The 11,780-nt window shown below is 57.4% G+C and carries 12 protein-coding genes and 1 riboswitch; of the genes, 7 read left to right on the top strand and 5 right to left on the bottom strand.

Annotation, left to right across the window (positions count from 1 at the left end; genetic code table 11):
• Positions 1 to 61: 61 nt before the first annotated feature.
• Genes RO22_RS14490 through edd form a run of 4 tightly spaced genes read right to left on the bottom strand, consistent with a single transcriptional unit; the run spans position 62 to position 4,806 of the window.
• Entirely contained in the window at positions 62 to 1,009 is a 948-nt protein-coding gene (locus RO22_RS14490) for a carbohydrate kinase family protein (RefSeq protein WP_041158615.1), read from the bottom strand.
• A gap of 37 nt (positions 1,010 to 1,046) precedes the next feature.
• Complete coding sequence (locus RO22_RS14485; protein WP_041158614.1) at positions 1,047 to 1,916, bottom strand: aldo/keto reductase family oxidoreductase; 870 nt, start codon at positions 1,914 to 1,916, stop codon at positions 1,047 to 1,049.
• A 35-nt stretch (positions 1,917 to 1,951) separates the two neighbouring features.
• Positions 1,952 to 2,917: a glucokinase gene (glk, locus tag RO22_RS14480; protein ID WP_041158613.1), complete on the bottom strand. Its 966-nt coding sequence runs from the start codon at positions 2,915 to 2,917 to the stop codon at positions 1,952 to 1,954.
• Positions 2,917 to 4,806 (bottom strand): phosphogluconate dehydratase, encoded by a 1,890-nt coding sequence (gene edd, locus RO22_RS14475; protein WP_022523045.1) that lies wholly within the window; start codon positions 4,804 to 4,806, stop codon positions 2,917 to 2,919. The genes glk and edd overlap by 1 nt, the downstream gene beginning before the upstream one ends.
• Before the next feature lie 281 nt (positions 4,807 to 5,087).
• On the opposite strand from edd, the gene cobT reads away from it, so the two are divergent.
• From cobT to RO22_RS14440, 7 genes are read left to right on the top strand one after another with little or no spacing between them, the layout of a single operon-like run.
• Positions 5,088 to 6,137, top strand: a complete 1,050-nt coding sequence (gene cobT / locus RO22_RS14470; RefSeq protein ID WP_041158612.1) for a nicotinate-nucleotide--dimethylbenzimidazole phosphoribosyltransferase — start codon at positions 5,088 to 5,090, stop codon at positions 6,135 to 6,137.
• Positions 6,134 to 7,138 (top strand): adenosylcobinamide-phosphate synthase CbiB, encoded by a 1,005-nt coding sequence (cbiB, locus tag RO22_RS14465; protein ID WP_041158611.1) that lies wholly within the window; start codon positions 6,134 to 6,136, stop codon positions 7,136 to 7,138. The genes cobT and cbiB overlap by 4 nt, the downstream gene beginning before the upstream one ends.
• Entirely contained in the window at positions 7,135 to 8,283 is a 1,149-nt protein-coding gene (gene cobD / locus RO22_RS14460; protein ID WP_052475637.1) for a threonine-phosphate decarboxylase CobD, read from the top strand. The genes cbiB and cobD overlap by 4 nt, the downstream gene beginning before the upstream one ends.
• Positions 8,280 to 8,849 carry a bifunctional adenosylcobinamide kinase/adenosylcobinamide-phosphate guanylyltransferase gene (locus RO22_RS14455; RefSeq protein WP_041158610.1) on the top strand — a complete coding sequence of 190 codons (570 nt, stop codon included), beginning with the start codon at positions 8,280 to 8,282 and terminating at the stop codon, positions 8,847 to 8,849. The genes cobD and RO22_RS14455 overlap by 4 nt, the downstream gene beginning before the upstream one ends.
• Positions 8,846 to 9,616, top strand: a complete 771-nt coding sequence (cobS, locus tag RO22_RS14450) for an adenosylcobinamide-GDP ribazoletransferase (RefSeq protein WP_041158609.1) — start codon at positions 8,846 to 8,848, stop codon at positions 9,614 to 9,616. Before RO22_RS14455 ends, cobS begins: the two co-directional genes overlap by 4 nt.
• Positions 9,553 to 10,206 carry a histidine phosphatase family protein gene (locus tag RO22_RS14445; protein ID WP_041158608.1) on the top strand — a complete coding sequence of 218 codons (654 nt, stop codon included), beginning with the start codon at positions 9,553 to 9,555 and terminating at the stop codon, positions 10,204 to 10,206. Before cobS ends, RO22_RS14445 begins: the two co-directional genes overlap by 64 nt.
• Positions 10,158 to 10,583 (top strand): bifunctional adenosylcobinamide kinase/adenosylcobinamide-phosphate guanylyltransferase, encoded by a 426-nt coding sequence (locus RO22_RS14440; RefSeq protein ID WP_041158607.1) that lies wholly within the window; start codon positions 10,158 to 10,160, stop codon positions 10,581 to 10,583. Before RO22_RS14445 ends, RO22_RS14440 begins: the two co-directional genes overlap by 49 nt.
• Before the next feature lie 147 nt (positions 10,584 to 10,730).
• On the opposite strand, the gene RO22_RS14435 is transcribed toward RO22_RS14440, so the two are convergent.
• Complete coding sequence (locus tag RO22_RS14435) at positions 10,731 to 11,348, bottom strand: hypothetical protein (RefSeq protein ID WP_041158606.1); 618 nt, start codon at positions 11,346 to 11,348, stop codon at positions 10,731 to 10,733.
• 74 nt (positions 11,349 to 11,422) lie between these two features.
• A riboswitch (cobalamin riboswitch) is annotated at positions 11,423 to 11,653 on the top strand.
• Positions 11,654 to 11,780 lie beyond the last annotated feature (127 nt).

Here is an 11,780-nt window from a genome sequence, read left to right as displayed (position 1 = left end):
CATAAAAAAAGCGCGCCTGTGTGGGACGCGCCATTTGTTAATGGGTTATAGCTTTACTTGCTTAGCCAATATCCGCTCGCGTTGGCAGCGCTGCGTAAGCGCCTGGCCGGGTGACCGCATGGGCGCCACAGCGGCAGGCGGTATTCACTGCGCTGAGTAGAAAATCCGTATCGCTCTGCCAGTGTTCATTGATGCCGTGGGCCGAGAGCTCCGCCAACAGCCCGCCAATAAAGGCGTCGCCCCCGGCGGTGGTGTCGACCGCTTCCACTTTGGGTGGCGCAATGCGCTGGTCGATGCCGACGCCTTTGATTACGACATCATTGGGGCCGTCGGTAATCAAAATAACTTTTACCCCTGCCGCAAGCCGCTCTGAAAGCCACGATTCTGCAGGATGATCGGCGCGCAAGTAGTCGAGCTCTTCCTGGGAGAGCTTGAGCAGCTCAGCGCCGTCTAGCAGCTGTGTGACTAAGCTGGCATCGGCTTCGCCGCCGGGCCACAGGTTGTGGCGTAGGTTGGCATCTACACTGACCAGGCAGCCTGCGCGCTTGGCCATGGTGGCCATCGCCAGGGTAACGTCGGCGATCTCTGGGTCGGTTAGGCTGTTACTGCACAAGTGCAGAATGGCAGGGTTCTCGAATACGCCATGGGGTAAATGCTCAAGGCGATAAAGCAGGTCAGCAGCGGGCGGGCGATAGAAATCAAAAGTGCGTTCGCCCACGTCATCCCGGGAAACGAACGCCAGCGCCGTGCGGGCTTCTTGGGTAAATACCACGCCGCTGGTGTCGACACCGTGGCTTTTGAGTTCACGCACCAAAAAATGCCCGAACGTATCGTCGCCCGTCATGCCTAAAAATTGGCTAGGAACGCCCAAGCGGGCGCAGGCGACCGCCACGTTAGCGGGAGCACCACCGGCGTAGGGTGTAAAGGTTTCCTGGGCATCTGTAGCCGCCCCTAAACGGCTGGAGAGCATATCAACCAGCGCTTCCCCAAACGCGATAACTGGCGTCATTATTGGCTCCTTAGTGTAATTGTTTGCAAAGACGGGTTTATGCCACGCAGTGGCCGCGGGCGGCTTCCAGCAATTCATACCACACTTCTCGGGGTAGCGTGGCAGGGCCCTTTAGCATGTCGCTGATTCGGTCAGGTTTAATGCTGCCAATCACCGGTACTGGCGAGTTAGGAAGACTACGCAGCCATGCCAGCGCTAAAGCGCTGGGGGAGCTATCAAGCTTTGTCGCCCACTTAGCCAAACATTCGCCAACGGCGCCTTGCATCAGTTGCCCGCCTGCCAGAGGCGACCACGCCATGGGGGCGTGGTCATCGGCACATAGTTCATCAAAGCTGCCGTCAAACAGCGGCGTTGTGTGGGTAATCGAGAGCTCGATTTGGTTGGCTGATAAGCGGTGATGCATGGCGCCCTGCAAGCGCCGCCACTGGCTGGGCAGGTGGTTGGAAACCCCTGCAGCGCCAATTTTGCCTGCTTCAATGGCGTCGTCCAGCGCGCGGCCGGTCGCTTCTGCGTTCATCAGCAGATCGGGACGATGAATCAGGAAATGGTCGAGGCGTTCGACATTCAAACGCACAAGTGAGGCATCAATGGCACTATTAAGATAAGCAGGGCTAGCGTTGTAGTGCTTTACCTTACCCGAACCGGGGGCGGGGTTGTCGTTAGCGATACTCGCTTTAGTGACGACATTAACCCGCTGAGCCAGGGCAGGGCGCGCCCGTAGCGCGGCGCCAAAAAGCGTCTCTCCTTGGCCGCTGCCGTAAATGTCCGCATGGTCAAACCAGTTAAGGCCCTGCTCCAGGCGCGCTTCGATCCATTCTGCTAATCGCTCGGGTTCGTGCATGGCGGGTGTTTCGTGCAGACGCATCATGCCGAGTAAAAGCGGCACATCAAAGGTGGCGGCGGGCATAGCAGGTTCCGTATTGATGTTGTTAGAAGTTGTGATCAGAAAACCTCTTCGTTATGCAGTGCTTCGGCGGCACCTAACAGGCCCGTCCAGGGCGCAGTCACCACCCACACGGGAATGTCAGCGTTATAAGCGCCCATACGGCCTTTATTGACAAAGGCGGCGCGCAGCTCGCTTTTTGGCAGCCACTCAAGCAAGCGCGGGAGAATACCACCGCATAGATAAACCCCACCCCTTGCGCCCATGGTCAAGGTGGCGTCGCCGCACACATCGCCAAGAATTTTTAGAAAGCGCAGCAGGGCAGTAGTGGCGAGGCTATCGCCTTCATTGGCCGCTGTGGTCACCTCGGCTGGGCTAGTTAAGTGCGGCTCAACTCCCTCAAGGGTGCAGTAGGCTTGATAAAGCTCCAATAAACCCTGACCGCATAAGATGCGTTCTACGCTCACCCGTTTGTGGCGCTGCAGAAATACATCCAGCAGTGCCTGCTCGGTACTGTCCGTGGGGGCAAAGGTGACGTGTCCGCCTTCGGTGGGCAGCGGAATCCAGGCGTGTTGTCCAGGAAATACCCCGGCAACGCCCAGCCCAGTGCCTGGGCCGATAATTAAGCGTGTGGAGTGTGCCTGGGTTTGCCCCGGCTGAACTTCGACCAAATCACTGGATGCCACATGGGGAACGCCCAGCGCCTGGGCGGTAAAATCGTTTATGACCTTGAATAGCGCTAGATTCAACTGTTGCTGAACGTCACTTTTCAAAAAATCCCAATGGTTATTGGTCATTTTGACCCGTTCAGCGTGAACGGGGCATGCGAAGGCTAAACACGCCTCTTGGGGCGCGTTGTCACCGGTGGCGCCCACGCGCCCCAGATAATCCTGCACCGCTTCCACGACGCCAGGGTAGTCGGCGCAGGGTAGGTTCAATATATCGTGCGGGGTTATTTCACCGGGAGAGACCAGCGCCAAGCGTGCGTTGGTTCCCCCGATATCGCCGATGAGTGCCGGTCGCATCAGGCATCCTCTTCTGAGATTTGCCCCTGCTGACGGGCGAGATCATCGGCTTCAAAGCCACCGAATACACCAGCGCCTTCTTCACCGCGCATGGCCAGGTGGCGGAAGCCCCCAAACAGCTCGCGACCCAAGCCCACGTGGTAGTGATCCAGGTTGCCAATGGCCAGTTCCCGTTTAGCCCAGGTGGCGGGGTCGACTTTGGCTTCGAGCGTACCGGCGTTGGCATCCAGACGTACAATATCGCCATCACGCAGTTTGGCCAGCGGGCCGCCGTCCAGGGCTTCGGGGCTCATGTGAATGGAGGCGGGTACTTTGCCTGATGCACCCGACATGCGGCCATCGGTGACCAGTGCCACTTTAAAGCCACGATCCTGCAGTACGCCCAGGAAGGGGGTTAGCTTATGCAGCTCGGGCATGCCGTTGGCTTTGGGTCCCTGGAAGCGAACCACCACAATCACGTCGCGATCCAAGTCGCCGGATTCGAAGGAGGCTTTCATTTCGTTTTGATCTTCGAAGATCTTCACCGGCGCTTCTACCACGCGATGCTCTTCCGTCACTGCGGAGACTTTGATCACACCGCGACCCAGATTGCCTTTCATGACCGTCAAGCCACCCGTCGGCGCGAACGGTGTCGCTACCGGGCTGAGCACGTCTTCATCAAGGCTTTTTTCGGGGCCTTCGTGCCAAACGATTTTGCCATCTTCAAGGAACGGCTCTTGGGTGTAGGCGGTTAGGTCGGTGCCGAATACGGTGGGAATATCGCCGTGAATCAAGCCCGCGCCCAGCAGTTCGCGGAACAGGTAACTCATGCCGCCCGCTGCTTGGAAGTGGTTGATATCTGCCTGGCCGTTGGGGTAAACCCGCATCAGACTGGGGGTGACCGCCGAAAGGTCGGTGAAGTCGTCCCAGTTGAGGGTAATGCCCGCAGCGGCGGCCATGGCGATCAGGTGCATCGTGTGGTTGGTTGAACCACCGGAAGCCAGCAAGCCCACCACGGCGTTAACAATCGCGCGCTCATCAATCTGCTTATAGAACGGGCGGTAGTCGCCACCGGGTTCGGTGTTGCGGATCGCCTGCTCGGTGGCATAGCGCGTCAACGCTTCGCGCATTTCGGTGCCTGGGTTTACAAAAGAAGTGCCGGGCAGGTGTAGGCCCATCATCTCCATCATTAGCTGGTTGGAGTTGGCGGTGCCGTAGAACGTACAGGTGCCGGGGCTGTGGTAAGAGTCAGACTCGGCTTCGAGCAGCTCAGCACGGCCGACCTTGCCCTCGGCATAGAGCTGGCGAATGCGCGCCTTCTCTTTATTGGGTAAGCCGCTGGGCATGGGGCCCGCGGGTACAAACATGGCGGGCAGATGGCCAAAACGCGCCGCGCCAATAAACAGACCCGGCACGATCTTGTCGCACACGCCCAGATACAGCGCGGCATCAAACATATTATGCGAGAGACCTACGGCGGTGGCCATGGCAATCACATCCCGGGAAAACAGCGATAGCTCCATGCCCGGCTGGCCCTGGGTGACACCGTCACACATGGCCGGAACGCCACCGGCAAACTGGGCGGTAGAACCCATGGCACTGGCGGCTGCTTTAATCGTTTCAGGAAACGTCTCAAACGGCTGGTGCGCCGAGAGCATATCGTTGTAGGACGAGATAATGCCCAGGTTGGCGCTATTCATTAGCTTGAGTTCGTTTTTATCACGCGGGTTACAGGCCGCGAAACCGTGAGCCAGGTTGCCGCAGCTTAGCTCAGCACGGTGCACGCCACGTTTGTGCTGGTCAGCCATGCGCCGCTCGTAGAGGGCGCGACGCTCAGCAGAACGCTCACGAATGCGCTGGGTAACCTCAGCAACGGTGGGGTTTAACGTAGCAGGTGTTGAGCTCGGCATAGGGACCTCTGCATGATAGAGACGGTGAGTGAAGCTTGTAGTTATTTTACATTTTTTGGCGTCGAAATAAGAGACTTTACGGCAATAAAAACCACATTTGTAGTTTTATTACTCGAATGTGAGGTGGCAAATACGCCACGCGAAATATCTAAATAAAGCCTTAACATCCTGACAGGGTGGAAGACCCGCTAATGAAATAGCAAGTATAGCACTCAGGCTTTTGCTACCATTTTGCGCTTTGCCTTTGAATGTTTGATGACCCCTAGTGGGCTGGAGCCTGCATGCACGCCATTGTTGACCACATTCAGTCAGTTGATCTCAATGCCGGTGAAGAAACGCGTCGTTACTTGGATACGTTGACCAAGCCGCCAGGTAGTTTGGGTGCCTTGGAAGAGCTGGCTATTCAACTGAGCGCCATAACCGGTGAACTCAAGCCCAGCGTGACGCCGCCTGCGGTGGTTGTGTTTGCCGCCGATCACGGAGTTGCTGATGAGGGGGTGTCAGCTTTCCCCCAAGCAGTGACCGCTCAGATGGTGGCCAACTTTGCCAACGGTGGGGCGGCGATTAATGTCTTCGCCCGTCAGATAGGCGCGCAGGTCGAGATTGTGGATGTGGGCGTTGCTTCGCCTTTAACACTGCCTGGGGTGACCTCCGCCAAGGTGCGCCATGGCACCGCCAATATGGTGTTAGAAGACGCGATGCAATGTGATCAAGCCATAGCCGCGATTGATGTGGGTATTGCGGCCGTTAATCGAGCAAAAAGGGCAGGTGCAAAGTGCATTATGGTGGGTGAAATGGGCATCGCCAATACCACTGCCAGCAGCGCAATGTTGGCGGTGCTGACGGGTGAGTCAGTGGCAAGCGTGGTGGGCGCCGGAACCGGGATTAACCCTCAGCAGCAGGCGTACAAAGTGGCGGTGATTGAACGCGCTATTGCTGCGCGCAGCGCTGACCCTCAGGTGCCTTTAGAGGTGCTGGCCAAGTTGGGTGGTCTGGAAATAGCCGCTATGACCGGTGCTTATCTGGCAGCAGCAGCCCAGCGTTTACCGGCCATTGTGGATGGCTTTATTGCCACCGTCGCAGCGCTAACCGCTTGCCGTCTATGCCCCGCCGTTCGTGACTATCTGATTTTTGGTCATCGCTCCCAGGAGCCAGGCCATGATGTGGCATTAAAAGCGTTGGAGGCCAAGCCGCTTCTCGATATGGGCATGCGGCTAGGGGAAGGCAGTGGTGCTGCGCTGGCGTATCCATTGCTGCAAGCGGCGACAGCGATGGTGGCGGAAATGGCTACCTTTACCGATGCCGGTGTTAGCGATAAGGCATCACCATGATCCCAGGCGCCACTTTTGGCGGTATTGTTCTGATCATCTTCGCGACCGCCATTGATTTAGTGGTTGGCGATCCGCGCTCGCTGCCACATCCGGTGGTGCTGATGGGGCGCTTTATCAGTGCTTTTGAGCGGCTGTGGAATCGTGGAACTGCACAGCAGCGCAAAGTTAGTGGCTTCCTGCTAACCATTATTGTCGTCGGTGGTGTATGGGGTATTAGCGGGCTAACGCTGGCGCTGCTGGAACGCTTGCACCCAGGGCTAGCGCTGATCGCCGAGCTTTGGCTGCTCTCTACTACGCTGGCGATCAAAGGTCTGGGCGATGCGGCCCGCGCCGTGATCCAACCGCTTACTCAAGGCGATTTGCCTGCTGCCCGCAAGGCGCTGGGGATGATTGTCGGCCGCGATACGCAAAATCTAGACGAAGCGGAGATTACTCGGGGCACGGTGGAAACCGTGGCGGAAAATACCGTTGACGGCATCACCGCGCCGCTATTTTTCGCGCTTATCGGCGGGGCGCCGCTAGCGCTGGCCTACAAGGCAGTCAATACTCTTGATTCGATGGTAGGCTACAAAAACCAGCGCTATGCCGATTTTGGCTTTGCCTCTGCCAAGCTAGACGATCTAGCTAACTGGGTACCCGCACGCTTAACCGCGCTGTGTCTATGGCTTGCAGGCTTGCTATTAAGTCTTTCAGGTGTTGTACGATTGCGTTGGCAAGGCGCACTGTGGGGCACCTTCCGCGATGCTCCGCGCCACCCCAGCCCCAACGCCGGTTGGCCAGAAGCCATGGTGGCCCGTTTGCTCGGCGTGCAGCTGGGCGGCACCAATTTCTATGGAGGCGAGGTCTCACACCGTGCGACCTTGGGCGAGCCGCTTGAGCAACTGCGTGTTGCCCATATCAGCACCACACTTCGTTTAATGCACGGCGCCTGGATACTGTTTATGTTGCTGCTTGCTGGGGTAATAGTTGGATTGATGTTTATGCTGCGAGGATCGCTATGAGTACTCCTCTATTGCCCAACGCTCCATGGCCCAGCTCTCCATGGCCCAGCCATGGCGGCCAGGCCGAGACACTGCTGGCCCATTTCGGCTTGCCCGCCGATCACCGCCTGGACGACTTTAGTGCCAACCTTAACCCCTTGGGGCCTCCGGCGTGGGTTAGCGATTGGCTGGCTAAGCAACTGGCAGGTCTTGAACGCTACCCCGCGCCGGATTACGCCGCTGCACGTCAGGCCATCGCCACCCATCACCAGCTTCAGCCCGAACAGGTACTGCTCACCAACGGTGGCGCTGAGGCAATTTTCCTCGCCGCCGCGCTGCATGCAGGTAAGCGAGCGGCGATTATTACCCCGAGCTTTGGCGAGTATGCCCGCGCTTGCCGTGCCCATCGGCTTTCAATCAGTGAGATCGAGCTGCCCGCGCCGCACTTCACGGTGGATATAGACGCGCTAACGGCTGGGCTTAACGACATTGATGTGCTGTTTCTATGCCGCCCCAATAATCCGACCGCTACGCTTATCGATATTTCAGCAATGGAAGACCTGTTGAATTACACCGCTGCGATGGGTTGCCGCGTTGTGGTCGACGAAGCCTTTATCGACATGGTGGGTGAGACGTCACAAGCGTCGTCGTTGGTGCCGCTACTGGCGCGCTACCCGCATCTGCTGCTGCTCCACTCAATGACCAAATTTTATACCCTGCCGGGGCTCCGGCTGGGCTACCTGCTGGCGGATGCGGCCACGGTTCAAGCGGCACAGGCTCACCAGCCACCTTGGAGTGTCAATCACCTCGCGGCTGAACTGGTGGCACCATTGCTGGCAGATGATGCCTTTGCCCGGCGCACCCAGCGGTGGTTGGCCAGCGAGCGCTCGCGCATGGCTGAGGCGCTTGCTCAACTAGGGCTGGAAGTCGTGCCCAGCCAGGCTTGTTTTTTTCTTATCCGGCCCTGTGCCGCGCAGGCAATCACCAGTGATGCGTTGTTTGAGCAGCTCCTACGCCGGGGTGTTTTAGTGCGTCATACCCATAATTTTGCCGGGCTCAATGGTGATTGGCTGCGGGTAGCGCTGCGCGATGCCCCTGCTAATCGACGGCTGATAAGCGTGTTGAAACATGTTTTAGAAAATGTTTTGGAAAAAGGAACTGCATGATTGTCTTTGTTAGCGGCGGGGCGCGTTCCGGCAAAAGTGATATCGCCGAGCAGCTAGCAGTGAGTGCAGCAGGCAGTTCGCCCTGTTACTACTTAGCCACCGCAGACATATACGACGACGAGATGGCTGAGCGGGTGGCGCGTCATCGTCAATCCAGGCAAGGGCAGTGGCACACCGTTCAATGGAAAACGCTAGAGGCACCGCTGCATATTGATCGAGCGATTGCCAAGGTGCCTGATGGTGGCGCCGTGCTGCTGGATTGCTTAACGCTATGGGCAAGCCAAGTCCTGTACGCCAGTAAACTAAGCGAAGAAGAAGGCTTCGCGTTGCTAGTAAACGCACTGGCTGATGCCCGCGCGCGTAGCCTTTATCTAGTGATTGTCTCCAATGATATCAACGAAGCTCTGCCGCCTACGGATGCTGAAACCTGGCGCTATCTGGCATTTCTACAGCGGGCTCACTGCTGGATAGTGGCAGAGGCCGATTCTGTACTCGAAGTCGTCGCAGGCTGTGCCATTAAGTGGAAGCATCGGCAGTGGAAGCATGAGAAGGAGGTAAACGTTTGAAAAATGCCTTGTTCGGTGTGTTGCTGGCGCTGCAGTTTCTGACCCGGATTCCGATTCCAATAGCCGTTCCCTGGACGCCTGTCACCCGTCGCTGGGCAGTGCGGGCCAATCCATTAGTGGGGTTGATGATAGGGAGCTTGCTGATGCTAACAGCGTTGGCTATGCACAACGTTCCCACGCCTATCACCGCTTTAGCGGTACTAAGCGTGTGGGTAGCGCTTTCCGGTGGTTTGCATCTTGACGGCGTAATGGACATCGCCGATGCCCTGGGCAGCAATCAGCCCCTGGCGCGCCGCTGGGAGATCATGAAAGACCCACAAATTGGCAGCTTTGGAATGCTGGCGCTAGTGTTTTTACTCGCCTGGAAGGGCATTCTGCTATGGGCATTGCTGGCCTATCAGGCTCCCTTGTGGTGGCTGTTGATGCTGCCTGCGCTAGGGCGCTGGGCTGGCGTTGCGTTACTGGTGCTAACACCCTGCGCCCAGCAGAAGGGCTTGGCGTGGAGCTGGCAGCAATCGCTTAGCGGTCAGGATGTGGCGCTAGCGTTGGTGCCGATCATGCTGATAGCCCTGTTAGCGCCCGCGATAGTGTTGATGATGCTTACGGTTACTGTGTTCGTGTTACTAATCCGCTGGCTAATGTTGCGACTGTTTAACGGCATTAACGGCGATATGGTAGGCGCCACCATCGAAGGAGGAGAGCTTTGGCTACTGATCTTACTGTGGAGCTGGTGGCAGTTCGCCACGGTATCACCGCTTGGAATTTAGAGCGCCGTTATCAAGGCCAGCAGGATATTCCGCTGCTGTTTCCTGATGCTGAAGCAGGGTTGCTGGAACTGCGCGACGTACTGGCGAATGAGCGGTTCGATGCTATCTATTCAAGCGATCTTAGCCGCTGCCAGCAAACCCTGGAGTGGGCTGATGTCGCCAAGGCTGGCGTGCCGCTTGTACTTGAGCAACGCCTGCGTGAACTCGATTTTGGCGAGTACGAAGGCAAAGTTTACGATGAGCTGAAAGACTTACCCCATTACCGTGCCTGGATTGATAGCGTGGGCGAACTGCAAATTCCCGGCGGAGAATCGGCGGCCCAACTGCGTGAGCGTTTAGACGCTTGGTTGCATGACCTGGCTACGAATGGCCGCGTCGACGGCCATAAAAAGATTCTGGCCGTCACCCATGGTGGCGTGATTCGTGAGCTGCGCCGCCGCTTTGAAACGATTCATTTCTGGGACGGTACCGTGCTCCAAGCCCAAGGCAGGCGCTGGCAGCTTATTTATCAGCAAGACGACCATGGAAAAGGGGAATGGCAATGCAGCTCTTCATCGGCGGTGCCTGCGCTGGCAAACGTGACGCTGTAACCGCACGCTTTCCCACCGCAAACGGGTGGCGGCTTGATGCTGCTAAGCCCTTCAGCGATAGCCAGCAAGCACTGGTAGCCGATACGCCGCTTGTTATCACAGGTGTGCTTGAGTGGCTTAGCGTTGCACTTGAGCGTGACGATAACGATGCCCTGCGCCAGCAGTGGCAGAGCGATATGGCAGCACTCTGCCAGCGCGCCGAAGAGCTAAACGCACCGTTAATCATCATTGCCAACGAAGTTGGCCGTGGGATTGTGCCCATGCAGCCCGAACAGCGTCGCTTACGTGACCTCAATGGCTGGTTCGTTCAGGATGCCACTACTCAAGCTGAGCATGTGTGGTATGTCCGGCATGGGTTGGTAATGGCGGTTAAGTAGTTAGAAACCTCTGATTAACTACTGCGCTTGACCATACAGCGTTAAAAATCGCCTCAAAATGCTCATTTACAACCTGTAAACTCCGCTTTTTCGTTGATTTTTGCCTTGTCTGGCCTGCGCTCATCACGTTAATCAGAGGTTCCTTAGCTAAGCTTGGCTCCGCCAGCGCTGCCAGCCAATCATCAGCAGATGCACTGGCAGGTAGACTATTACGGGCCAGAGCAGCGAGAGTAGAAACAGATAGAGCAACGGGTTGAGGCTGTCCTGGGGTTGGCCGAAGGGCCCATGCACCCAATTGATATTGCGCCCGGCTTCGGTAAGCAGATAGGTCAATGGCACCACAATCCAGGTTAGCAGGGTCTGCCAAAGCAGGGCGCGGCGTGCATAGCCAAGCCTGGCTATGCCGATACCCGCCACCAGTGGTAGCACCACATGGTAGAGCGACATGGCTCGCGCCATGGGTGGATGCTCCGGGTCAAACATATACTCGGTGCCGCCGATAGGATGCACGCCAGTGAACGCCGCCGTGGCGACGTCCAGGCTCCATAAACTGCCGACTAGCGCCACCGCTAGCCATTGCATCGACATCAGGGTGCGGTGTTCACTCCACAGCGCCACCAGCAGCAGAAAACTCGCCACGTTACACAGCCAAAAGAAGTTCTGCGCTCCCAGCAGCACTACGTAGCTTGGTGCCCAGACCAGGATCCACAGTGTAAAAGCCAGCTTTAACCAGCGTGGCACACCGGCTGCCGAGAAATCGATCATGGCCGTCTCCTGTTCTGTGCACTGCCTTTACTCTAGCAGCTCATCATGAATTGACCTCTCTTGGGCAAGTTGCTAGCTTACGCCCACTCTCAGGTGCTGGCGGTGGATTAAAGCCGCTAGTGAAACGGGAAGTTGGTGAACGCCTTGCGTGATTCCAACGCTGCCCCCGCAACGGTGATCGAGATAAGAACGGCTAAGACGCCACTGTGCTAACGCACGGGAAGGTGGTCGTTCGGAAAGGCGCATTGTTAGATGCTGCCTTTCGCTCGTCAGCCCGGAGACCGGCCCGAGAGTAATGGTTCAACCTGAACCGATATATGCCGAGGCGCGGTGGGTGCTCTCAGGGCGATTAACGGTGGCGCGATGCGATCATACAGCGCGACCGAGACTCCCTTGTTTGATCCTCCGTTCGGTCAAAAAAATGCGCTGTGC

Source organism: Halomonas sp. KHS3 (genome assembly GCF_000830495.1).
Lineage (GTDB): Bacteria > Pseudomonadota > Gammaproteobacteria > Pseudomonadales > Halomonadaceae > Vreelandella > Vreelandella titanicae.
The sequence above is the reverse complement of the archived record's forward strand: the minus strand, read 5'-3'. Positions and strand labels throughout refer to the sequence as shown.